Annotated in this window: 23 protein-coding genes; 15 read left to right on the top strand and 8 right to left on the bottom strand. The window is 70.7% G+C overall.

Going from position 1 to position 23,130, the window contains the following annotated elements; genetic code table 11:
* Positions 1-97: 97 nt before the first annotated feature.
* The 3 genes from ACIOD2_RS20100 (at position 98) to ACIOD2_RS20090 (ending at position 3,993) form a co-directional block, all read left to right on the top strand.
* Positions 98-1,762 carry a hypothetical protein gene (locus ACIOD2_RS20100; protein WP_400539918.1) on the top strand — a complete coding sequence of 555 codons (1,665 nt, stop codon included), beginning with the start codon at positions 98-100 and terminating at the stop codon, positions 1,760-1,762.
* Positions 1,759-3,192, top strand: a complete 1,434-nt coding sequence (locus ACIOD2_RS20095; protein ID WP_400539916.1) for a hypothetical protein — start codon at positions 1,759-1,761, stop codon at positions 3,190-3,192. The genes ACIOD2_RS20100 and ACIOD2_RS20095 overlap by 4 nt, the downstream gene beginning before the upstream one ends.
* A gap of 69 nt (positions 3,193-3,261) precedes the next feature.
* Entirely contained in the window at positions 3,262-3,993 is a 732-nt protein-coding gene (locus ACIOD2_RS20090) for a lysophospholipid acyltransferase family protein (RefSeq protein ID WP_400539914.1), read from the top strand.
* A gap of 4 nt (positions 3,994-3,997) precedes the next feature.
* On the opposite strand, the gene ACIOD2_RS20085 is transcribed toward ACIOD2_RS20090, so the two are convergent.
* Positions 3,998-4,798: an HAD family hydrolase gene (locus ACIOD2_RS20085; RefSeq protein ID WP_400540426.1), complete on the bottom strand. Its 801-nt coding sequence runs from the start codon at positions 4,796-4,798 to the stop codon at positions 3,998-4,000.
* A gap of 96 nt (positions 4,799-4,894) precedes the next feature.
* On the opposite strand from ACIOD2_RS20085, the gene ACIOD2_RS20080 reads away from it, so the two are divergent.
* Entirely contained in the window at positions 4,895-5,791 is an 897-nt protein-coding gene (locus ACIOD2_RS20080) for an LLM class flavin-dependent oxidoreductase (RefSeq protein ID WP_400539912.1), read from the top strand.
* Positions 5,792-5,947: 156 nt separating this feature from the next.
* On the opposite strand, the gene ACIOD2_RS20075 is transcribed toward ACIOD2_RS20080, so the two are convergent.
* Positions 5,948-7,957, bottom strand: a complete 2,010-nt coding sequence (locus ACIOD2_RS20075) for a DUF6541 family protein (protein ID WP_400539910.1) — start codon at positions 7,955-7,957, stop codon at positions 5,948-5,950.
* Between the two features lie 79 nt (positions 7,958-8,036).
* On the opposite strand from ACIOD2_RS20075, the gene glf reads away from it, so the two are divergent.
* The 5 genes from glf (at position 8,037) to ACIOD2_RS20050 (ending at position 13,259) form a co-directional block, all read left to right on the top strand.
* Positions 8,037-9,260, top strand: a complete 1,224-nt coding sequence (gene glf / locus ACIOD2_RS20070) for a UDP-galactopyranose mutase (protein WP_400539908.1) — start codon at positions 8,037-8,039, stop codon at positions 9,258-9,260.
* Positions 9,253-9,771, top strand: coding sequence for a phosphatase PAP2 family protein (locus ACIOD2_RS20065; protein WP_323337767.1), 519 nt, complete (start codon positions 9,253-9,255; stop codon positions 9,769-9,771). Before glf ends, ACIOD2_RS20065 begins: the two co-directional genes overlap by 8 nt.
* A complete protein-coding gene (locus ACIOD2_RS20060) occupies positions 9,768-10,763 on the top strand; it encodes a decaprenyl-phosphate phosphoribosyltransferase (RefSeq protein ID WP_400539906.1) in 996 nt (331 codons plus the stop codon). The genes ACIOD2_RS20065 and ACIOD2_RS20060 overlap by 4 nt, the downstream gene beginning before the upstream one ends.
* Before the next feature lie 123 nt (positions 10,764-10,886).
* Complete coding sequence (locus ACIOD2_RS20055) at positions 10,887-11,639, top strand: hypothetical protein (RefSeq protein WP_400539904.1); 753 nt, start codon at positions 10,887-10,889, stop codon at positions 11,637-11,639.
* Positions 11,640-11,741: 102 nt separating this feature from the next.
* Positions 11,742-13,259, top strand: coding sequence for a glycosyltransferase family 87 protein (locus ACIOD2_RS20050; protein ID WP_400539902.1), 1,518 nt, complete (start codon positions 11,742-11,744; stop codon positions 13,257-13,259).
* A 1-nt stretch (position 13,260) separates the two neighbouring features.
* Here ACIOD2_RS20050 and ACIOD2_RS20045 read toward each other — a convergent pair whose 3' ends face one another.
* From ACIOD2_RS20045 to ACIOD2_RS20025, 5 genes are all read right to left on the bottom strand, one after another.
* A complete protein-coding gene (locus ACIOD2_RS20045) occupies positions 13,261-13,767 on the bottom strand; it encodes a YceI family protein (RefSeq protein WP_400539900.1) in 507 nt (168 codons plus the stop codon).
* Positions 13,764-14,375: a VC0807 family protein gene (locus tag ACIOD2_RS20040; protein ID WP_400539898.1), complete on the bottom strand. Its 612-nt coding sequence runs from the start codon at positions 14,373-14,375 to the stop codon at positions 13,764-13,766. Before ACIOD2_RS20040 ends, ACIOD2_RS20045 begins: the two co-directional genes overlap by 4 nt.
* A gap of 50 nt (positions 14,376-14,425) precedes the next feature.
* Complete coding sequence (locus ACIOD2_RS20035) at positions 14,426-15,046, bottom strand: VC0807 family protein (protein WP_400539895.1); 621 nt, start codon at positions 15,044-15,046, stop codon at positions 14,426-14,428.
* 89 nt (positions 15,047-15,135) lie between these two features.
* Entirely contained in the window at positions 15,136-15,891 is a 756-nt protein-coding gene (locus tag ACIOD2_RS20030; RefSeq protein ID WP_400539893.1) for a decaprenylphospho-beta-D-erythro-pentofuranosid-2-ulose 2-reductase, read from the bottom strand.
* Entirely contained in the window at positions 15,888-17,258 is a 1,371-nt protein-coding gene (locus ACIOD2_RS20025; RefSeq protein ID WP_400539891.1) for an FAD-binding protein, read from the bottom strand. Before ACIOD2_RS20025 ends, ACIOD2_RS20030 begins: the two co-directional genes overlap by 4 nt.
* Positions 17,259-17,383: 125 nt before the next feature.
* On the opposite strand from ACIOD2_RS20025, the gene ACIOD2_RS20020 reads away from it, so the two are divergent.
* From ACIOD2_RS20020 to ACIOD2_RS20010, 3 genes are read left to right on the top strand one after another with little or no spacing between them, the layout of a single operon-like run.
* A complete protein-coding gene (locus tag ACIOD2_RS20020) occupies positions 17,384-17,854 on the top strand; it encodes a GtrA family protein (protein ID WP_400539889.1) in 471 nt (156 codons plus the stop codon).
* Between the two features lie 8 nt (positions 17,855-17,862).
* Positions 17,863-19,782 carry a glycosyltransferase gene (locus ACIOD2_RS20015; protein WP_400539887.1) on the top strand — a complete coding sequence of 640 codons (1,920 nt, stop codon included), beginning with the start codon at positions 17,863-17,865 and terminating at the stop codon, positions 19,780-19,782.
* Between the two features lie 18 nt (positions 19,783-19,800).
* The gene (locus tag ACIOD2_RS20010; RefSeq protein WP_400539885.1) at positions 19,801-20,814 is read left to right on the top strand and encodes an acyl-CoA dehydrogenase family protein; all 1,014 of its coding nucleotides are present in this window, start codon (positions 19,801-19,803) and stop codon (positions 20,812-20,814) included.
* Here ACIOD2_RS20010 and ACIOD2_RS20005 read toward each other — a convergent pair.
* Positions 20,811-21,056: a hypothetical protein gene (locus ACIOD2_RS20005; RefSeq protein WP_323328900.1), complete on the bottom strand. Its 246-nt coding sequence runs from the start codon at positions 21,054-21,056 to the stop codon at positions 20,811-20,813. The genes ACIOD2_RS20010 and ACIOD2_RS20005 overlap by 4 nt on opposite strands.
* Positions 21,057-21,198: 142 nt before the next feature.
* On the opposite strand from ACIOD2_RS20005, the gene ACIOD2_RS20000 reads away from it, so the two are divergent.
* The 3 genes from ACIOD2_RS20000 to ACIOD2_RS19990 all read left to right on the top strand — a co-directional run bounded on the left by ACIOD2_RS20000 (position 21,199) and on the right by ACIOD2_RS19990 (position 23,119).
* A complete protein-coding gene (locus ACIOD2_RS20000; RefSeq protein ID WP_400539883.1) occupies positions 21,199-21,963 on the top strand; it encodes an ESX secretion-associated protein EspG in 765 nt (254 codons plus the stop codon).
* Positions 21,964-22,093: 130 nt separating this feature from the next.
* A complete protein-coding gene (locus ACIOD2_RS19995) occupies positions 22,094-22,543 on the top strand; it encodes a hypothetical protein (protein ID WP_400539881.1) in 450 nt (149 codons plus the stop codon).
* 39 nt (positions 22,544-22,582) lie between these two features.
* Positions 22,583-23,119: a DUF3558 domain-containing protein gene (locus ACIOD2_RS19990; RefSeq protein WP_400539879.1), complete on the top strand. Its 537-nt coding sequence runs from the start codon at positions 22,583-22,585 to the stop codon at positions 23,117-23,119.
* Positions 23,120-23,130 lie beyond the last annotated feature (11 nt).

Below are 23,130 nucleotides of genomic sequence, written 5' to 3'. Positions count from 1 at the left end.
GAAGAGCCACCCGATCGGGTTATATTGACCCGTGGTTCGCCACCCGATGACCGATAACCTGGCGGGGCCGGCTGGGGTGGCGAAGTGAGGGGGCCGGGTGGTTTACGCGCTCGTGATCGCGTGGCTGGTGCTCGCCGCGATCGTGGTGCTGACCTGGGGTCGCCTGGGCACCGATCGCGGCTGGCGCGGTGTTGTGCTCGCGCTCACACTCGGCCTTTCGCTGCTTCACCAACTGCTGTTCGCAACCGTCACCGAAGACGCGCTCGTTTCGTTCCGGTACGCGATGAACATCGCCGACGGCAACGGCCCGGTCTTCAACCCCGGTGAACGCGTCGAGGGATATACGAACTTCTTCTGGTTGGTGCTGATCGCCCTTCCGCGTGCCGCATTCGGCGCCGACGTGCAATCGACCGCCATCGTGTTCGGGATTCTCTCGGCCCTCGGTTGCGTGTTGCTTTCCTACTTCCTCGCGAACCGGATTGTTGCCGCCGCCGCGCCGGCGGAAACCGAGCCGCGGCCGGCGATCGGCATCGCCGCCGCGGTGCTCACCGCGGCCGCCGGCGGGCTGGCCGTCTACGGGGCGTCGGGCTCCGAGGTGCCGCTGTTCGTGCTCCTCGTCCTCGCCGTCTGCTACTCGCTCGCCGCGCGCCGCCCGGTCGTGGCCGGGGTGCTCGTCGCGTTCGCCGTGATGACCAGCCCGGAAGGCCTGGTGGTCGGGGTGCTGGGCGGCCTGTGGCTGGCCGGCGCCGCCGTGAAGAAGCAGCACACCTGGTGGGCCCCCGCGGGCTACACACTGGGCGCGCTGGTGTTCCTGATTCCGCGGCTGGCCTGGCGGCTGACCTTCTACCAGCACTACCTGCCCGCCCCGGTGGCCGCCAAGCTCGGCGGCCCGTTCGGCGCGCAGGTCGCCGGCGGCTGGCCGTACCTGTCCGGGTTCGCCTTGGCGCACCAGGGTTTCCTGCTGCTCGGGCTGGTCGCCGCCGTCGCGCTGCTGCTGCGCCGCGCGGCGGGCGCCGCGCTCGAATCCCGCGCCCTGATCTGGCTGCTGTTCGCCATGGCGGCCGGGCTCGCGGCCGCCGCCGTGGTGTCGGGCGGCGACGCGGGCCCGTCGTGGCGGCTGCTGGCCGCGGTGCCGCCCCTGCTCGCCGTCGGGTCCGTCGCGGCGTACGGCGTGCTGACGGCGGACGTCGAGGTGAAGCCGTCGCCGCGCCCGCGTGCCTGGCCCACCGGTACCCGGCTGGTCCCGGTGACCGCCTGCGGCCTGGCCGGGATCGCCGTGCTCGTCTCGGTGTTCAGCCCCGACATGCTCGGCCGCGTGCGCGACTGGCACACCTACGGCACCCAGCTCACCGAGATCGGCGGCTGGCTCGGCACGTACCTGCCGCCGGGTTCGGTGGTCAGCGCCGCCGCGCCGGGCGCCCTGTCCGCCCGCGGTGGCCAGCTGCTCATCGTCGACGTCCTCGGCCGCACCGACGAGCACATCGCCCACGACGGGCGCCACGACGGCGGGTTCGCCACCGACTACGACTACGTCGTCAACGGCCGCCGCCCGACCGTCGCCGTCCCGGCCGACAGCGGTTACGCGGACAGCCAGCGCTGCACCATCGACCCGGTCTACGCGGGCCAGTACGAGGTCGCCACCTTCCGCCGCGTCGGCACGCCGTACTGGGTCGCCGTCTACCCGCGGACCGAGCAGGCGAAGTCCGTGGTCGACGACCTCGACCAGGACCCGGACTTCCGCTACGTACCCTGTCCCACGTGAAACTCGACGTCCCGAAGCAGCGGCTGAACACCGACGCCGCGCTCGGGATCGGGATCTTCGTGGCGGCGTTCGGCCTGTTCGTGGTGCGGTTCCTGGTGCCGCGCCCGATCGCGATGTCCAACAACGGTGACGGCCTGCGAGTGCTGTGCGGCGCCGGCATCACCTGGCACGGCGGGCCCGAGCCGTTCATCCACCTCGCCTACAGCGCCCCGCCCGGTGCGCCGCCGTGTCAGCCCACCTACCTGCTGACGCAGAGCTGGCTCGCCGACCTGGCCGTCCGGCTCGCCGGGGTCTTCGGTTTCCCCACCACGCTGAGTCTGGTCGTCCTGGGCCTGCTGAGCAGCCTGATCGCGGCTGCGGCCATCGCCGCGATCGTGCTCGGCCTGCCGTACGGCCGCCGAGCGCGGCTGGCGGTGGCGGCCGGGCTGCTGCTGGTCGTCGCCGATTCGGCGTTCTTCGGGTACTTCGCGGCGGTGCTCGGTGAAGGCGCGGCCTTCCTCGGGCTGCTGCTGATCGCCGGAGGCCTGCTGCTCACCGCGCGCGAAGGCCGCTGGAGCTACGTCGGCATGGCCGTGACGTTCGCCGGTGGTGTCCTGGCCGTCAACGCCAAGGTCCAGACGCTGACCATCCTGCCGCTGCTGGTGCTCGCGATCGTGCTGGTCCGGCCGGGCACGCTGCGCGGGGCCCGCCGATGGGCGGCGGCCGTGCTGGTCATCGGCGCGCTCGGGGCCGTCACGCTGTACGCGCAGCAGAGCGTCCAGCCCGCCGTCACACCCGAAGGCACGCTCGCCGAGCTGCCCGGCGACGACTCGCGCGAGATCAACATGGTCAACTCGATCTTCCTGAACATCGTCGACGGCAAGCACGACACCCAGGCCGACCTCGCGGCGCTCGGCCTGCCGCCGTCGTTCGCGCAGTACGCGGGCAACGGCTGGTGGCACCCGCACCCGGTGCGGATCGACCCGCTCTACCCGCGCTACCGCGACCGGATGGACCGGGCCAACGTCATCGGCTACTTCGCGAGCCACCCCGGGCGGACGCTCGAGGTGCTGGACCGCGCCGCGACCGACCAGCTCACCGCGCGGCCGGACTACCTCGGCAGCTTCGACCAGTCGGCCGGCTTCGCGCCGCACGCGCAGGAGTACCGGGTGCCCGTGGTGTCGTCGCTGACCGGGCTGATCGCGCCGCTCGGGCTGTTCGCGCTGGTGCCGCTCTGGCTGCTGGTGCTGGCCAGGGCGTGGTGGCAGCGCCGGACCGCGCTGGGGGTCGTACTGGCGTTCCTGTTCACGGTCTCGGCGACGCAGTTCGGCATGGCGGCGCTCGGCGACGGCATCGAAGGCGTCAAGCACCAGTCCGTCGCGCTGTTCGCCCTGCTGGTGGCCCTGGTGCTCGCGGTTCCCGTCCGGCGGGACGCCGTTCGGCCGGTGTGAGGTTCGACCGGTTTGTGTTCTTCCCCGCTGTACAGCCGCCCGTAACCTACGGTCCCGTAACCTGGCGGGATGGCTGACTTCGTGTACCCGCCCGTGATCGCGGCGGCCCGGACCATGTTCCGGGTACTCGACAACCGCATCCGGATCGAGGGCGCGGAGCACATCCCGCGCACCAGCGGCGCGGTCATCGCGTGCAACCACGTGAGCTACCTGGACTTCATCTTCTGCGGCCTCGCCGGGCGCTCGGCGAAGCGGCTGACGCGCTTCATGGCGAAGCAGGAGATCTTCGACAACAAGATCGCCGGGCCGCTGATGCGCGGGATGCACCACATCCCCGTCGACCGCGCCGCGGGCATCGCGTCCTACCGCGAGGCCCTCCAGAAGCTGAAGGACGGCGAGGTCGTCGGCGTTTTCCCGGAAGCGACGATCAGCCGGTCGTTCACCGTCAAGGAGATCAAGTCGGGCGCCGTCCGGATGGCCGCGGCGGCGGGCGTCCCGGTCGTGCCGATGGCGCTGTGGGGCACCCAGCGGCTCTGGACGAAGGGCCGTCCGAAGGACCTGACCCGTCGGCACGTGCCGATCTCGATCCTCGTCGGCGAGCCGATGCACCCGGCGAAGGGCGACGACTGGGACGTCGTGACGAAGGAGCTGCGCGACCGGATGAGCGCGCTCGTCGACCGCGCCCAGGCCGAGTACCCGGACCAGCCCGCGTCCGACGAGGAACGCTGGTGGCTGCCCGCCCACCTGGGCGGGACCGCCCCCACCCCGGAGGAAGCGGTCGAGCTCGACCGCCGCTCCTGACGCCTCAGAACCAGCGCTCGAGCACCTGCGCGACGCCGTCGTCCCCGGCCGGTCCGGTGACCTCGTCGGCGACGTCGAGCACCTGCTGGTGGCCGTTCGCCATCGCCACGCCGTGGCCGGCCCAGCTGAGCATCTCGACGTCGTTGGGCATGTCGCCGAAGGCGATCACCCGGTCGGCCGGGACCTCGAAGCGCGCGGCGACATCGGCCAGGCCGGTCGCCTTGGTGATCCCGTGCGCGGCGATCTCGACCAGCCCGCCCGACGACGAGTAGGTGGCGTCGACCTCGCGGCCGAACAGCGCGTCGACGGCTTCGGCCATCTCCTCGGACGTCATGCCGCGGTGGCTGACCAGCAGCTTGATCGCCGGGTGCCCGAGCACCTCGGCCCGCGGCCCGGTGCGGCCCTCGTTGTCGCCCCACGGGTTGTGGTAGTCCGGCTCGATCACGAAGTTGCGCATGTCGTGGTCGACCGGACCGGTCGCGACGCGCTCCGAGGCCAGCCGGCAGCCCGGCAGCGCCTTGTCCAGCGCGCTGGCGATGTCGTGCAGCAGTGCCGGCTCGAGCAGGCCGTGGACCTCGAGGATCTCTTCGGCGCCGCAGTCGTAGAGAACGGCGCCGTTGGCGCACACCGCGTACCCGGTCAGCTCGAGCGGCTTCGCGATCGGCGCGATCCAGCGTGGCGGCCGGCCGCTGGCCAGCACGAACGGCACACCCGCCTCGACCACCCGGCGGACGGTCGCGATGGTGCGGGCGCTGAGGGATTCGGAGGGGCCGAGCAGGGTGCCGTCGACGTCGGACGCGATCAGAAGGGGTCTCTCCACCCCGCCATTGTCCCTGACACGTTCGGGTGGGGCCCCGCCCGTCCGTGCGATTGTCGGTGCTTGCCGATACGGTCCCGCAGTGTGCGAGTAGGCATCGTGATTCTTCCGGAAGATCGTTGGTGGGCGGCCGAGCCGAAGTGGCGGGCCGCCGAGGAATACGGCTTCGACCACGCCTGGACGTACGACCACCTGGGCTGGCGCAACCTGGTCGACGGCCCGTGGTTCTCCGCGGTCCCCACCCTGACCGCGGCGGCGATGGTGACGTCCCGTATCCGGCTCGGCACGTTCGTGGCCTCGCCGGTCGCGCGGCACCCCGTGCCGTTCACGCGGGAGCTGACCACCCTCGACGACGTCTCGGACGGCCGGTTCGTCCTCGGCGTCGGCGCGGGCGTCGACCACCGCCACTACGACGGCGAGGTGCTCGACGCGCCGGAGCTGACGGCGAAGCAGCGCGCCGACCGCTTCACCGAGTTCGTCGAGTCGCTCGACGGGCTGCTGATGACCGACAAGTTCGACTTCGACGGCGAGTACTACAAGGCCCGTGGCGCGCGGAACCTGCCAGGCACGGTCCAGCGGCCGCGGCTGCCGTTCGTGGTCGCGGCGAACGGCCCGCGCACGATGACGCTCGCGGCCCGCTTCGGCGCGGGCTGGGTGACCACCGGCAAGGGCGGCGAGACCGTCGACGACTGGTGGCGCGGTATCAGGGAATTGACCGAGGTCTTCGACCAGCGGCTCGACGCCGTCGGCCGCGAGCGGGCGGGCATCCAGCGTCACCTCAGCCTGGACGCGTGCCCGGTGTTCTCACTGAGCAGCGTGGAGGCGTTCCGCGACGCCGTGGGCCGCGCGGGCGAGCTGGGCTTCACCGACGTCATCTCGCACTGGCCGCGCTCGTCGTCGCCGTACGAGGGGCACGAGTCGGTGCTGGAACAGGTGGCGAAGGATGTCCTGCCGGAGCTGCACGCTAGGCCGAACGGGTGACATCTGCGTAGCCGGGAAACCGATTGCCGTCCCTGAGGCGTCCTTCACAGCAGACGTCAAGGATCACCCCGGGGGTGGTTGGGGGACGGGAGGCCCTCGTGGCCGCGGCACGGGGCGCCGCGGCCACGAGGGCCTTGTCCATTCGAAGATCCAGGTCTATTTGACGATGCGGTAGATGACCGCGCCCGGGTTCCGGTAGACGACGCTCACGAAGTCCAGCCCGTCCAGCTTCTGCAGGCCCGGCGCGATCGGCGTGTCCCGGCGGATGGTGCCGCTGCCGACCAGCACGTAGTGCACGTTCAGCGCCCGCGTCACGGCGCGGACCCGGGGGTCGGTGTCGTAGTCGCGGAAGTGCATCGCCAGGTAGACGGCGTCGGGGTTCACCGCGCCGGCGTCGTAGTGGGCGGCCACCGGGTGCACGCCGGTCAGCGCGTACATCCAGGCCGTGCCGTCGAGGCGGTCGTTGAGCACCTTCTGGTCGCCCGGGATGCCGAGCTCGCCCAGGCGGTCCATCGCGTCGATCTCGTCCTGGCTGACCGGCGGGACCACCTCGCCGGGCAGGCCGTTGTAGTAGAGCAGCGAGACCGTCTTGGCGTTGGCCGCGCGGTAGAACCCGCCGGTCAGCACGCCCATCGCGACCACGATCAGCACCGCCGTCGCCAGCCCGACCCGGCCGGTCAGCCACGGCCGCGCGCGCACCCAGGCGCGTCCGGTCGCGACCTTCGCCAGCCACCGCTGGGCCTCGCTCATGCCGTGCGCCGCGATCAGGCACATCGGGATCGCGGCCAGCGCCATCAGCCGGAACCGGTCGTTCCACCAGGGTCGCGACAGCGAGATGACCCAGTCTTCGCCGCCGAAGCACGCGACGACGACGAACAGCGCCGACAGGCCCAGCGCCGAGAGCATCACCCAGCGCATCCGCCGCAACGCGACCAGCGTGAGCGCGCCGAGCGCCAGGAACACCGTGAGCCAGATCTGCGGCACCGGCAGCACCTGCTTGAACGTCGCCAGCATCGCCAGGGCCTTCCACACCGGCATGTGCGAGCCCCACGGGTGGTACGGGTACGACCCGGACGTGAAGGTGATCGCGCCCAGGATGTGCGGCGCGGCCAGCAGGCCGGCCCCCAGCATCACCGGGATCATCTTCAGCACGTCACCGACCACGACCCGCCAGGCGGCCTTGCCGTCGGGGACGCCGTCGATGCGACTGCCGCGCAGCGCCCGGTACCAGCGCTGCACCACCAGCGGCAACGCGAAGAGGATCGCGCCGAACAACGCGCTCGAGTGCGCGGCGAGCAGGCCCACCGCGCTCAACGCCAGCACCGCGCCGGTGTCGACGCCGGGCCGGACCACGAACCGCTGCAGCGCGACCGCGGCCAGCGGCGTCAGGACGATGCCCAGCGCGAACGGCAGCAGGCCGCTCGACACCGACTCGTACGCGCCGGTCGTGGCGCCGCCGGCGACCAGCGCGGCGCAGCCCGCGAACACCGCGCGGCCGCCGAGCTGGCGCACCAGGGCGACCATGGCCAGGGCGAACAGCCCGGCGATCGGCATCGTGACCGCGTTGAGCGTCACCGGGATCGACGTCCCGGACAGCTGGTAGACCAGGGCGCCGACCAGGTGGTAGGCGTTCGGGTAGAACGAGCCGTCGGGGTACCAGTTGAGCGTGCCCATGCCGCTCAGCGAGCCGTCACCGGTCTCGGCGATGTACCGGATGCCGTTCGCGTGGAAGACGGTGTCCCAGCGCTGGAAGACGGCGGTCGTGCCGCCGCGGCCGGACACCACCACGGCGATCGACACCGCCGTCGCGATCCCGACGCAGACGGCGACGGCCAGGTGCGCCCGGCGCGTCCAGGGCTCCCGCGGCTCCTCGGCGCCCGGTGTCATCCACCCCCGCGCCACGGCCAGCCGGCGCAGGCCGTATAGCACGGCGGCGAGCAGCAGGGTGCAGGCGGCGACGCTCAGCGGGCCGTACGGCACGTGGGCGATCGCCAGCCACGGCCCGGCGAGGCCGGTGATGGCGTAGCTGAGCAGCGGCGCGAGCCCCGCGAGGGCCCAGCCGCGCAGGCCGGCGGCCCACCCGACGACGCCGCCGGGGATCGCCAGCACGGCCACGTAGGTGGCCACCGCGGCGAAGTAGCTCCAGAAGTCCTCGGGTGCAGGCACTGCTTTCCAGGTGTGTCGTGGGCCGAATTGTGATAGTCGGGTGCGGGCCGGGTCAGCGGACTGCGTACCCTCGACGCCCGTGAGCGCGCACACGAACCCCGCCAAGATTACTGAAGCCGATTTCGCAGGCTACGACCTCGTCATCGTCGGGTCCGGATTCTTCGGCTTGACCGTCGCCGAACGGGCCGCGGCCGAGCTGGGCAAGAAGGTCCTCATCCTCGAGCGGCGCAGCCACATCGGCGGCAACGCCTACTCCGAGGCCGAGCCCGAGACCGGCATCGAGGTGCACAAGTACGGTGCGCACCTGTTCCACACGTCGAACAAGCGCGTGTGGGAGTACGTGAACCGGTTCACCGAGTTCACCGGCTACCAGCACCGCGTCTTCGCGCGGGTCAAGGACCAGGTCTACTCGTTCCCGATGAACCTGGGCCTGATCAACCAGTTCTTCGGCAAGTCCCACACCCCGGACGAGGCCCGCGAGCTGATCGCGAAGCAGTCGTCGGAGTTCGAGACCGGCGCCGCGCAGAACCTCGAGGAGAAGGCGATCTCGCTGGTCGGCCGTCCCCTCTACGAGGCGTTCATCCGCGGGTACACCGCGAAGCAGTGGGAGAACGACCCCAAGAACCTGGGCGAGAACATCATCACGCGCCTGCCGGTCCGGTACAACTTCGACAACCGGTACTTCAACGACTCCTACGAGGGCCTGCCCGTCAACGGGTACACCGCGTGGCTCGAAAAGATGGCCGAGCACGAGAACATCGAGATCCGGCTGAACGTCGACTACTTCGACGTCCGCGAGCACATCCCGGCGGGCACCCCGACCGTCTACACCGGGCCGCTGGACCGCTACTTCGGCTACTCGGCGGGCCGGTTCACCTGGCGCACCGTCGACTTCGAGTCCGAGGTCGCCGAGACCGGTGACTTCCAGGGCACCTCGGTCGTCAACTACAACGACCAGGAAGTCCCCTACACCCGCATCATCGAGTTCCGGCACTTCCACCCGGAGCGGGACTACCCGAAGGACAAGACGGTCATCTTCCGGGAGTACTCGCGGTTCGCGAAGGAAGAGGACGAGCCGTACTACCCGATCAACACGCCGGAGAACCGCGAGAAGCTCGAGGCCTACCGCGAGCTGGCGAAGACCGAGGCGCGCGAGAAGAACGTGCTGTTCGGCGGCCGTCTCGGCACCTACAAGTACCTCGACATGCACATGGCGATCGGCTCGGCGCTCTCGGCGTTCGACAACAAGATCGCCCCGCACCTGACGGACGGCGCGCCGCTCGACGGGTCCCTCGATGCTTGAGAAGGGCGCCCCGGCGGGCGAGGTCGCTGTCCTCTCGAAGGCGCAGGGCTTTCTGAAGAGTGACATCTCGGTGAAAGCCGCGCGCGGCATGTCGCACTTCGGCGAGCACGCCATCGGCTGGTTCAGCATCGGCCTGATCGGTGCGGCGGTCGACAAGAAGCGGCGCAAGGACTGGCTGGTCGCGTCGGCGGGCGTCGTCGGCGCCCACGCCGCGTCCATCGCGGTGAAACGCGTGGTCAGGCGGCCGCGACCGGATCACCCGAGCGTCGAGGTCCTGGTCGGTACGCCCAGCAAGCTGAGCTTCCCGTCGTCGCACGCGACGTCCACTACGGCGGCGGCGGTGCTCTACTCCGGATTGACCGGGCGTAACCTGGTGCCCGCCCTGGTACCGCCGATGCTCGCCTCGCGGCTCGTACTCGGCGTTCACTATCCGACAGACGTCTTGGCCGGTGCGGCCCTCGGGGGGCTCGTCGGTGGTCTGATACGACGGAAGCTGAAGAAGAACCCATGAGCGAGACGACCGAGCAGCGCGACAGCGACGAAGCGGCCGTGACTCCCGAGGCACCGGAGACCCCGGTGACTGAAGTGTCCTCGGAGACGACCACGGCGACCGCCGAACGTGGGCCGTTCGGCCTCGTCGGCGGCGTCATCAAGACGGCGCGGCCGCGCCAGTGGGTCAAGAACGTGCTGGTCTTCGCGGCCCCGTTCTTCGCCTTCTCGAAGTCGACCGACCGCACGGGCCTGCTGCTCGACGCGATCGTCGCCTTCGTGGCCTTCTCCCTGGTGGCGAGCTCGGTCTACCTCATCAACGACGCGGTCGACGTCGAGGCCGACAAGGCGCACCCGACCAAGCGGAACCGGCCGATCGCGGCCGGGATCGTGCCGGTACCCGTCGCGTACGGGTCGGCGGTCGTGTTCTTCCTGGCCGGTCTCGGCGTGTCGTTCTTCGCCAGCTGGCAGCTGGCGGTCGTGCTGGGGGTCTACGAGGCCGTCCAGCTCGGTTACTGCTTCGGCCTGAAGCACCAGCCGGTGGTCGACCTGGCCATCGTCGGCTCGGGTTTCCTGATGCGCTCGATCGCCGGCGGTGTCGCGGGCGGCCTGGCCCTTTCCCAGTGGTTCCTGCTGGTCACGGCGTTCGGTTCGCTGTTCATGGTCGCCGGCAAGCGCTACGCGGAGATCATGCTGTTCGAGCGCACCGGGGCGAAGATCCGATCGTCGCTGAAGAAGTACTCGGCCAGCTACCTGCGGTTCGTCTGGGCGACGTCGGCAGCGATCCTGATCATGTCGTACTGCCTGTGGGCGTTCGAGATCCGCCAGAGCGAGCACAACTCGGTCTGGGCGCTGATCTCGATGGTGCCGTTCGTGGTGGCGGTGCTGCGTTACGCGGTGGACGTCGACGGCGGCATCGCGGGCGAGCCCGAGGAGATCGCGCTCAAGGACCGCGTGCTCCAGGTGCTCGGCGCGACCTGGGTGGTCACGCTGTTCCTGTCGTTCTACCTGTGACTCCTTCGCGCGGCTCTCATGGCGGATCGACAGGTTGGCTTCAGGTTCAGCACAGCTGACGAGGTCACCCTGAGGTGGTGGGGGCGGGCAGCGCGCTCGTCCCCGTAGACCACAGGAGCGACCATGACCGACCAGCCGCGCGACCCGAACCAGGTCCCGCCGAACGAGGGCGCGGAGCAACCGACCGTCGAACAGCCCACGGCCCAGGCCGGTGCGGCTGAGCAACCGACCACGGCCCAGCCGTCGGCCGGGCAACCGTCGGCCGACCAGCCGACCGCAGCTCAGCCTGCGGCCGCATCGGCCCAGCCGGGCGGCGCTTCGGCGGCCGACCGGACCACTGCGGTGCCGACCACCGCGCAGCCCGCCGCCGGGCAACCCACGGCCGTGCAGCCGTCCGCCGCGCAAGCGGCAGGCGAGCAGCCGGGCGCCGCCGCGCCGGGCCAGCCCGGTGCCGTACCTGCTGCCGACCAGACCGCCGCGCACGGCCAAGCGCCCCCGCCCACCCCGCAGCTCTCCCAGCCCGGCCCCGGCCAGGCCTACGGCGCTCCCGGCTACGGCGCCTGGGGCGCTCCCGCGGCCGCCCCACGGCAGCCGGGTGGGTTCCGCCGGTTCGTCGGGCACCGCGCCACCCAGCTGGTGGCCGTCGGCGTGCTCGGGCTGTTGATCGGCGGCGGCATCGTCGGCGGGATCGCGGCGGCCACGAACCACGGCCCCCGCGACGGCCGTCCGGGCATCCACCGCCAGTACAACGGCCCCGGTGGCCAGGGCATGGACGGCCGCGGCGGCTTCGGCAACCGCGGCGGCGGCAACTCCGGCAACACGAACCCCGGCAACACCAACCCCGACGGCACCAACGGGTCCGGCGCCGGAATTTGACCCACTCCAGAGCCGTCGCTTTCCTGGCGAAAGTGACGGCTCTGGGGTCACTTGATACCGGTCAGATCACGGAAGCATCACAAGCAGGGTACGGTGCTGGTGATGCGAAGCGCCTCCGCAGAACCCCGTGAGGCCACCGGTGCGCTGCCGGTGGCCGAGCCCGTCACCCGTCCGTGGGTCCTCCCGGCGGGTGCCGCGGTGGCCTCCGCCGTGGTGTTCGCCCTGGTCAGCCGCCACCTGATCGACGACACGTACATCACGCTGTCCTACGCCAAGAACCTCGCCTTCCACGCGCACTGGGGCCTGATCGAGCAGGGCACGGCGAACACCGCGACGTCCCCGCTGAACGTCCTGGTCCTCGGCGCGGTCACCTTCGTCGTCCGCGACGCCGTGCTGGCCGCCGGGATCGTTTTCGTCGCCACGCAGGTGGGGCTTGTGCTCGGCCTGCGCCGGCTGGCCGCCCGCACCGGCCTGCCGCCGTCGTTCGCGCCGCTGACGTTCGGCCTGCTGCTGGTCAACCCGCTGCTGCTGTCGTCGGTCGGCCTGGAGGTGGCGCTCGGCGCGACCGGCGTCGTCTGGGCGCTCGTCTACGCGGGGGAGCGCCTGCCCAGCCGGCTGGGGCTGGTGATCGGGCTGCTCGCGCTCGTCCGGATCGACCTGCTGCTGATCGCGGCCGTGGTGTTCCTCGCCCGCCGCGACTTCTGGGACGGCATCTGGCGGACGGCCTTCGGCGCCCTCGTGGTGACGCTGCCGTGGTTCGGGTTCAGCTGGCTGGTGCTCGGCTCGGCGGTGCCGGACACGCTGGTCATCAAGATCACCCAGCAGTCGTGGGGCCCGTTCAGCTTCACCAACGGCCCCCTTCTGTACTGGCGCAACTTCCCGGGCGCGGCCTCGCTGTCGTTCCTGCCGCTGCTGCTCGGCGCCGTGGCCGGCGTGGCCTGGCTGGTCCAGCTCCGCCGCGGCTCGGCGACGGCCCGCCGCCTGACGCCGTTCGCCGTGCTCGCCATCGCCGGCGCGCTGCACTACTTCGCCTACAGCCGGCTCGGCGTCCCGCCGTACCACTGGTACTACGCGCCGAGCATCATCGGCGCGACGATCTTCCTGGCCGCCTGCGTCACGGCGGCCCCGGCGCGCGCGAAGCAGGCCGCGTGGACCGGCGCCGGCGCGGTGCTCGCCGCCAGCGTCGCGGTTTACGTGCTGCCGGGGATCCCGCGGCAGTTCGCGCCGATCACCAGCAACCACGCGTCGACGACGGAGTACCGCGAGATCGGCCAGGAACTCGCGGCCATCGCCCACGGCCGCACGGTCGAGACGGCCGGCGAGGTCGGCGCGCTCGCCTACGCGTGCGACTGCGAGCTGGTGGACGAGTTCTCCGACCGCGGCGCGGTCGACCCGGCGATCACCGAGACGAAACGCCGCAGCGGCGAACTCGGCCGGGCCCTGCTCGAAGCCAACTTCCACAACTTCGACCACAGCGTCGCCCCGATCAGCCCGGACCTGGTCCTGGCGACGACCCGCCGCACCCCGCCGCTGACGGCCCTGGTGAGCTGGCGCATCGACTCACCGTGGATGGGCACGCAGAACCTCTACCTGATGCCCGCGCACGCCGCCGGGAACTGACTCAGGCCCGCAGTGCGGTGACGTCCAGCGTCAGCGTGAACTCGCGCCCGCCCATCCGCTTCCCGTACGTCATCCCGAACGCGAAGCGGTCGACGACCGTCGCCGCGCGGGCGGTGAAGCCGTCCGGCAGCAGCGTGACCGCGTCGATCGCGCACTGGACGCGGCCCGCCGTCCCGCGGACCGTCACGACGCCGTCCAGCAGCCACCGCGGCCCGTCCTGACACGGGCGGCCCTCGGTGAACGTGATCACCGGGTGCTCGCGGCCGTGCAGGAACCGGCGGGACTGCAGTTCGGTGTCGCGCAGCCGGTCGCCGGTCGCAAGGCCCGTCGCGTCGATCTCCGCCGTCACCAGCGACGCCGTCACCGGGTCGCTGACGAGCACCGTGCCGCCGTGCAGCGGGAACTCGCCGTTCACGGTCGACATGCCGAACAGGTGCGTGCCGGACACGCCGACCCGGCACCGCGTGGGGTCCAGCCGGTACTCACCGGGTGGCGGGATCTCGATCATCGGCGCGCCCACATCCGGTTCATCGTGCCCTCCCGCGCGAGCAGAACCTGGGTGACCACCTGGAGCACCACAAAACTCGCGATGGACAGCACCGTATCGAGCCCGGGCACGCTGTCCACCGGGAACGTGTACGCCAGCGCCACGCTCAGCCCGCTGTGCACCAGGCCGCCGACACCCCAGACCACCGTCAGCACCCGCCAGACCCGGCGGAACGACGGCGTGTCCGCCCACCGCGCCTCCAGCGTCTCGGCGCGGTGGGGGATCAGCGCGAGCGTGGCCTGGTAAGTCGTCGGACGGCGGCCCACCCACAGGCTCGCCAGCATCCAGACGCCGATCAGGATGCTGAACCACGCGCCGCGGACCAGCTGCAGCCGGGCGTCGCCGGTCAGCAGCGACGTCACCAGCCCGATCCCGACGATGAACAGCACGAACAGGCCCATGCCGTCGACCCGCCGGTGCCGCACGGCCAGGTACAGCACCCGCAGCGCGGGCGGCAGGCCGCTGAACGTCAGGGCCCAGATCGGCGCGACGTCGAAGGCCCGCAGCAGGTAGTACCCGCCGACCGGCGCGGCGATGTCGCAGAGCAGCGCGACGAGCGATTTCCCCATGCCCCGAGCTTCGCGGCCGGGCCGGGCCCGGGCCATCGTCGACCTGGCTCCTACGCATCCACCGTCCGGTTGATGCCGGCGATCAACCGCGCCCGGGTGAACTTCATGCCGAGCAGCAGGCAGCCGACGGTCAGCGCGGTGTCGAGGAACGGCACGACGTCGACCGGCAGCGTGAACGCCATCAGCACGACGGCGCAGCCGAGCAGCACGCCGCCCACGCCCCACCAGAAGGTCGCCGTGCGCCACTGCCGCCGGAAGCCCTCGTCGGCTGCCCATCCCGCTTCGAGTTCGGCGGCGCGGGCCGGCTGGAGCGTGCAGATCACCCGGAACAGGAACGGCCGCCGTCCGACGACCAGGCTCCCCAGCATCAGCCCGGCCAGCAGCAGCCCGACCCAGGCGCTGCGGACCAGCAGCAGCCGCGGGTCGCCGGAGATCAGCGCCACCGCGCCGTTGACCACGAGCATGGCCAGCACGAACGCGCCGATCGGGTCGACCCGGCGGTGCCGCACCAGGACGTACCCGGAGCGGATCGCCGGCGGCAGCGCGCTGACCAGCAGCGCCCACAGCGCGTCGACGTCGAAGGAACGCAGGACGTAGAACAGGGCCATCGGGAGCGCGACGTCGCGCAGGAGCATCGTCAGCCTGGCGCGGTCACTCGAGGTGTTCGTCATGACGACAGTCTGTTTCGACGGCCGTCACGACACATCGGCTCGCGGGTCGGGCCCGGATGGAAATCCGGCTCCACCTGCGGGTGGAGACGTCAGATGGGGAGCTTGCGGAAGATCGGCCGCGGGACGTGCCGCAGCGCCGACATCACCAGCCGGAACGGCGCGGGCGCCCACACCAGGTCCTTGCTGGCGCGAGCGGCCGAGACGGCGATATCCGCGACCTGCTCGGCCGTCTGCGCCAGCGGGGCGTCCTTCATGCCCTCGGTCATCTTCGTCTTGACGTGGCCCGGGCGGACGACGGTCACCTTCACGCCGTGCGGCGCGAGAGCCTCGCCGAGGCCCAGGTAGAAGCCGTCGAAGCCGGCCTTGGTCGAGCCGTAGACGAAGTTGGAGCGACGGACGCGCTCACCGGCCACCGACGACAGCGCGATCACCGTGCCGTGGCCCTGGGCCTTGAGCTTCTCCGACAGCGCGACGCCGACCGACACCGCGGCCGAGTAGTTCACGGTCGCCAGCTCGACGGCCTTCGCGTGGTCCTGCCAGAGCTCCTCGGCGTCACCGAGCAGGCCGAACGCCACGACCGCGACGTCGATGTCGCCGCCCTCGAACGCCTTGTCCAGCACACCGGGGTGCGACGCCAGGTCCTTCGCGTCGAAGTCGACGGTCGCGACCTCGGCGCCCTTGTCCTTCAGTCGCTGCGCGGCCGCGTCCAGCCGCGGCGACGGGCGCGCCGCGAGCACGACCCGCAGCGGCTTCTCGGCGAGGTACTTCTCGGCGATCGCCAGCGCGATGTCGGACGTGCCGCCGAGCAGCAGCAGGGACTGGGGGTTGCCAACGGCGTCGATCACAGTGCGAGCCTCCGGCTCATGTCAGAGGCGAAAACGCCTTCGGGGTCAACGGCGGCGCGGACCTTGCGCCACTCTTCGAGCCGCGGGTACATCTTCGCGAACGTCTCGGGCGAGGTGCGCGAGTCCTTCGCGGTGTACAACCGCCCGCCGAGTTCGAGGACGTCGTCGTCGAGCTCCTGGCAGAACCGGCTGAGCCCGTCCTTGATCGGGAAGTCGACGCAGACCATCCAGCCGGGGTGCGGGAACGACAGCGGCGCCGCGTTGCCCTCACCCATCCGCTTGAACACGTTGAGGAACGAGACGTGCCCCGACTCGGCGATCTTCTTGACGATCTTCTCGAGCGGCTCGGCCGCGCCCAGCGGCGTCGAGAACTGGTACTGCAGGAAACCCTTGGAGCCGTAGGCCCGGTTCCACTCGCCGAACATGTCCAGCGGGTGGTAGAAGGCGGTCAGGTTCTGGATGACGCCGTGGGCTTCCTTCGGCGTCTTCCGGTAGTACAGCTCGCCGATCGTGCCGAAGGTCAGCTTGTTCGCCAGGCCGTTCGGGAAGACGTCCGGCAGCGTCGCGAGCTGCGGAGCGTCGAACTTCAGCGGGTTCGCGCGCAGCTTCGGCGGCAGTTCGTCGAGCTTCGCGAGCGAGCCGCGGCCGAAGGCCGCGCGGCCCAGCTTCGAGCCGGTGGAGATCGTGTCGAACCACGCCGAGGAGTACGTGTACTTGTCGTCGGAGCCGTTGCTGACCAGCTCCAGCGTCTCGTCGAGGTTGTTCGTGCGCTCGTTGTCGGCGAGGAAGTACGCCGTCTCCGTCTTGGTCATCCGGATCTTGGCGCGGACGATGATGCCGGTCAGGCCGATGCCCGCCACGGTCGCCCAGAACAGCTCGGCGTCCGGGCCCTCCGGCGTCAGCGTGCGGACCTTGCCGTCCGCGGTGATCAGGTCCATCGACACGACGTGGTTGCCGAAGCTGCCCGCGCTGTGGTGGTTCTTGCCGTGGATGTCGTTGGCGATCGCACCGCCGATCGTCACCTGGCGCGTGCCCGGCAGCACCGGGACCCACAGGCCGTACGGCAGCGCCTCACGCATCAGCTGGTCGAGGCTCACACCCGCGTCGAGGTCGACGAGCGCGCTGTCCGGGTCGATCGAGTGGATCCGGTTCAGGGCCGTCATGTCGATGACCAACCCACCCGCGTTCTGCGCCGGGTCGCCGTAGGACCGGCCGAGGCCGCGGGCGATGACACCGCGCTCGCCGGCCTGGGTCACGGCGCGCGCGATGGTCTCCACGTCCTGGGTGCGGAGCACGTCGGCGATGGTCGGTGACGTCCGCGCCCAGCCCGTGAGCGTGCGACGCTGTGTCTCGGGTCCTTGGGTCACCCGACCAGGGTAGCCACGCCGAAGGACGCCCGGAACGTGACCCTGAAGTGCTCGCTTCTACACTTTGCGCATCAAGGCACAAGCGCCCGCGCGGGTGACCATGACTCAGGCAACGAGGTAAAGCAGTGGTGGCGACCGATCCGCAAGCCGACATCGCAGCTGCTCAGCCGTCCTCCATCGGACTGCTCGGGCAGCTCATTCGCTTCGCCCTGATCGGTGGCTTCTGCGCCCTGGTCGACCTGGGTACGTACACCCTCCTGACCCAGGTGGCCGGCATGGCCGCTTCACCGTGGGTCGACGTCGCGCGCGCTATCAGTTTCATCGTGGGCACGACCACGGCGTTCTTCCTGAACCGCAAGTTCACCTTCTCCGGCGGACGGCGCGACGGCAAGGCGCAGGTCGGCTCGTTCGTCCTGCTCTACACCGTGACGTTCTTCGTCGCGGTCGGGGTGAACCAGCTCATGCTGCAGGTGCTGCCGGAGTCCGCGTGGCAGCACACCCTGTGCTGGGCCGTGTCGCAGGCGACTGCCACGGTGATCAATTTCGTGATGCTCAAGTGGGTCGTCTTCCGCGAGCCGTCGACTGAGGAGAACTGAGGAACTTCATGCCCGGTAAAACAGCTACCCCGGCGCCGACCACCACTGCCGGCGCGGCAGCCGAGACGCGGTTCACCGAGCACACTCCGCAGGGTCGCCTGACGGCGCAGCGCGGGCTTTACGCCGGCCCGGCGCCGATCGTGAGCAAGGACCTCTACGCCGAGCTCGAGTGGGGCTCGGCCGTGCGCGAGCGTGCGGCGATCAGCCTCGAGCCGGCCTCCAAGGTCTCGGGCAACACGTACTTCGGGCGGTTTCCGGCGTCGTACTGGCAGCGCTGGACCACCGTGACCGAGGTGTCGGTCGAAGCCGTCGTCACCGGCACGGGGCTGCTGTCCATGGGTGCCTCCGACGTCGAGGGTGAGCCGCGGGTCATCGAGGCCGAGCAGGTCACCGACGTCAAGCAGCACAAGGTCGTCTTGACCGGGAAGCTGGACAAGTTCTACGACGGCGGCGCCCTCTGGCTCGACCTGGAAACCGAAGGCGGCCAGACGCTGCGGGTCGAGCAGGTCCGCTGGACCGTCGAAGCCCCCGACACGATCCGCCCGACCGCGGTCACCATCTGCACGATGAACCGCGCCGACGACTGCCTCAAGAACCTCCAGGCCCTCGCCGCCGACGTCTCCTCCCTCGACACCCTCGACGCGATCTACGTCGCCGACCAGGGCACCGACCTGGTCGAATCCCGCGACGGGTTCGAGCAGGTCGTGAAGGACCTCGCCGACAAGCTGCACTACATCAAGCAGCCCAACCTCGGCGGCGCCGGTGGTTTCACCCGCGGTCTCTACGAGGTCGCCGGGCACACCGCCACCGCCCACGCCAACGTCCTGTTCATGGACGACGACGTCCTTTTGGAGCCGGACCTGGTGATCCGGATGACGGCGTTCTCCAACCGCGCCGCCAACCCGATCATCGTCGGCGGGCAGATGCTCAACCTGTTCCACCCCAACCAGCTGCACGTCGGTGCCGAATACGCCCGGTTGAACACCCTCGAACCCGGCCAGCCGGTCGAGCACTCGCTGACCACCGCGGACCTGCTCGGGGTGGACGAGGAGACGTTGAAGCCGAACCGGCAGGAACGCCGGCTGGACGCCGGGTACAACGGCTGGTGGTCCTGCCTGATCCCGTATGAGGTCGTGCAGGCCACCGGGTATCCGATGCCGTTCTTCTTCCAGTGGGACGACGCGGAGTACTCCTACCGCGCCCGCGCCCACGGCTTCCCGACCGTCACCCTCCCCGGTGCGGGGGTGTGGCACGCGGACTTCCACATGAAGGACTGGGACGAGTGGCACCGCTACTTCAACCTGCGCAACTCCATCATCACCGCCGCGCTGCACTCGCCGTTCAACCTGAACCTGCTTTCGCGGGTGCTGCTGGCGCAGCTGGTGCGGTATCTGCTGGGGATGCAGTACGGGCTGTCGGCGACGCTGATCAAGGCCGTCGAGGACTTCCTCGAAGGCCCTGAAGTCCTGCGTGACGGTGGCGTCGAGGCGATGAAGGAGATCCGCCGGATCCGGGACCAGTACCCGGAGACCAAGCGGCACAAGGCCACCGACGTCCCCGGCATCGCCTCCAACGACATCGGCATCATCAACAGCGCGCCGCGGCCCAGCATGCAGCGCCTGGTGCTGATCAAGCGCGTGCTCGACCGCGTCCTCGGCCGCAGCCGCTTCGGGCTCGGCGCGGTGCCGATCGACGAGGCGAACTGGTGGCACATCGCCCTGTTCGACACGGCGGTCGTCACCGACGCGAACCAGGAAGGCGTCCGCGTCCGGTCCTACGACAAGGTCAAGATGTTCGACCTGGCCAAGCGCGGCGCGAAGGTCGTCCAGCGGCTGCGCAAGGAAGGCGCGGCGGTGCAGGAGCAGTACAAGCGCGCCATGCCGGAGCTGACTTCGCGCGAAAACTGGAAGCGCCTGTACAAGCTCTGAGCTGGGTAGCCTGACCGCATGACCGATCTGGTGGCGCGTGCTCGGGCGATCGCCGACGACGTCCTGTTCCCGGCCGCGGCCGAGGTGGACGTCAAGGGCGAGGTGCCCCGGAGCCATTTCGACCTGCTGGCCGAACAGGGTTTCTACGGCTTGGCCGCACCGGTCGAGCTGGGCGGTGCGGGAGCGGACCTCCCGCAGCTGTCCGCCATCGTGGAAACCCTGGCCGGCGGTTGCCTGAGCACGACGTTCACCTGGTTGCAGCACAACGGCCTGGTCGCCGGGCTGGCGGCTTCCGCGTCCCCCTTGCGGGAGCGCTACCTGGCGCCGCTGATCCGCGGCGAGGTGCGCGCGGGCGTCGCGTACGGCGGGGTGATCCCGAAGACGCCGCTCATGCGCGCCACCCGGGTCGACGGCGGCTACGCCTTCACGGGCGTGGCGCCGTTCGTCAGCGGCTGGGGCCTGATCGACGTGCTGCAGCTGTGCGGCCGGGACGGCGACAACCTGATCAGCGCGGTGGTCGACGCGGCCGCCGGACCGCAGCTGGCGGTCCGGCGGCTCGACCTGGTCGCGGTCCAGGGCACCGCCACCGTCGCGCTGACCCTCGACGGCTACTTCGTCCCCGAAGAACTCGTCTACGACGAAACCTCGCACGCGGAGTTCATCGCCGGGAACACCTTCGGGGCCCGGCTGAACGGCTGCGCCCACCTCGGCCTGGTCGGGCGGGCCACCCGGCTGATCGGCGAGGCCGGGCAGCCGGCGGTCGCGGCCACCCTGGCCGCCGAGCAGGCGCAGGTCCGCGACGCGCTCGACGAGGGGCTGGCCGCGGGCGACATGGCGCGGCTGTTCGAAGCCAGGGCCGCGGGTGCGGAACTGGCCTACCGCTCGGCGGGCGCGCTCGTGGCGGCGGTGGGCAGCCGTGCGGTGCTGACGGGCGAGCACGCGCAGCGGCTGGTCCGCGAAGCCACGTTCCTGCTGGTGGTCGCGAGCCGCCCGGAGATCAAGGCGGGACTGCTGGCGCGCGCCGCCCGCTAGGCGTGCATGCCGAAGATGTTCGTCTTCCGGTTGAGGTCGTCGACGTAGGCGGCGGCGACGTGGGCGAAGTTGATCGCCACCTCCGCGTCGTTCTTGGTCGTCACGGTCTCCACCGCGCCGGTCTTCACCAGCTGGGCGAGCTTGCCCGTCAGCTTCGCGGATTCTTCGGTGGTCAGCGCGAACAGCAGCGGCTCGCCGCCGGTCGCGAGGTGCAGCACGAGTGCGGGTTTCTGGTCAGCCATGCACCCATCGGACCAGCGGCGATCTTCGCGCGGCAAGCGAGTTCGCTGAGGGCGCAGCAGGTTCAGCGTCCAGCTGCGGCACTCGTGCGCGGTGGACTACCGTTTCCCGGGAATCCGGAAACCCGCGGGGGAGAAACTAGCGATGCCACACACGTTCTCGCTGTCGCTGGCAGCGGTGGACATCCTGCTCGAGCAGCTGGGCCTCGGCCGCGCGCCGACGCCGTTCGAGGTCCCGCACGTCGGCACGACCGTCGAGCAGCGGGCGATGATCCGCGACGCCGTGGTCCGTGACCTGAGCGGGCGCGGGCTGTGGCAGCGCGGCCGTCTCGACGCGGACACCGAGCTGGCGCTGGCCACCTTCGTCCGCGCCGGCCTGACCATCAGCGCGGTCGCCGAGCTGGGCGGCAAGCAGCTCTTCGCCCGCGTCGCCTCCGACGGCCAGTTCGCCGTGCTCGTGAAGCAGGACGAGAACCTCCTCGTCTTCGAGGAGGTCCGCCCGACCGGCATCGTCCCGGCGATCGTCGACCTGCTGCCGCTGACCCCGGCCGCGCCCGGCCAGTCGGTCACCATCTCCCGCCCGGCGGAGCAGCCGCGCCGGCCCCGGCGCGACGACGCGTACGACCCCTTCGCCGGCGTCAGCGGCCCGCGGTCGACCAGCGGCAGCGGCGGCCCGCAGGTCCGGATGATCGAGCGGGTCTTCCAGGAGCCGAAGAAGCGCATCGGCCAGTTCACGGCCCAGACCCGCGGCGGCACGTTCGCCCCGCTGGCCTGGTTCGACACGGACTCGGGCCGCTGGCTGATGTCCTCCCGCACGGCCGCCGACGGCCAGCGCTGGATCACCTACGCCCCGGCCGACAACGCCCGCCTCGCCCAGCAGCTCTACGCCCAGCTCGAAGGACAGTTCTGACCCTCGGGGAACCTTTCACGGCGGCACTGCGTCCGAAGTGAAGATCGGTGAACGGCAGTTGCGGAGGGTGCCCGGCTAGTAGACTCCCGGGTGGACACGCACGGGCGAAGCGATACGGGGTGGAACAGCTATGCAGATGGCCGACGGCGGCGGTGGCGGGTCGTTCGCGGACATAGTCAACCCGCTCTCCTCGGCCGGCATGAGCGCAGCCGTGAAGGGCGTCACGGCCGAGACGCAGAAGCTGGTGGACGCCGCGAAAAGCGGCGGCTTCAAGATCACACCGGAAGGCGTCAAGCCGATCCGTGACGCGCTGACCGACCTCGTCAACGACCTCGACGCGCTGGGCTTCCAAGTCCAGGCCCTCGACCAGGCGCCGCAGCTGGGCAGCCACCCGTACGGCCAGACCGTCGCCTCGCACGACCAGAAGAGCGCGACCGACGCCGAGGGATCGGCCAGGGCGGTGCTGGACCAGCTCAAGCAGGTCGCCACCCAGGCCGACGAGGCGCTGGCCCGGGCGGCGGGCCTGTACTCGGAAACCGAGAACCAGGCGTTCTCCCAGATGAAGACCGGTCAGGCCTGAGGAATGACGAAACTCTTCGTTCGTGTTGTGCTTCCGCTCGTGGCCGGCGGAGCGCTGCTGGCCGGGTGCACCAGCACTCAGGGCGGAACCGCCTCCCCCGCCCAGACGCCTTCGGGCAGCGAGTCCGGAGCACCGGAGTCCTCTTCGTCCTCTTCAGGCGGGGGAACCGAGTCGATCACCGACCCTTGCTCGCTCCTCGAAGTGGGCGACCTGGGCAGCTACGGCGAGTTCAACGCCCCGGTGAACAAGACGCTGGGCTCGGCCCGGTCGTGCAGCTACCAGAAGAAGATCGCTTCGGCGAGCGACAAGGGCATGGTGGTCGGCACGAACGTGCGCGATGACGCCTCGGTCGACCAGGTACGGGACACGGGCCGAGGAGTCGTCGACAAGGACGTCAACGGCCGCCGCGCGAAGGAAGCACCGGACGGAGCCGCCCCGGGGTGCACGCTCGGACTGGCCGTCGGTGATTCGTCGCGAGTGGACGTGGCGGTGACGGCGGTCGAGTCGTCCGACGAGGCTTGCCAGATCGCCGAAGCCGTCGCCAAGGCCGTCGAGCCGCGGTTGCCGAAGGGATAAGGGGAACCCAG

This window comes from Amycolatopsis sp. NPDC088138, from assembly GCF_044741685.1.
Lineage (GTDB): Bacteria > Actinomycetota > Actinomycetes > Mycobacteriales > Pseudonocardiaceae > Amycolatopsis.
The sequence above is the reverse complement of the archived record's forward strand: the minus strand, read 5'-3'. Positions and strand labels throughout refer to the sequence as shown.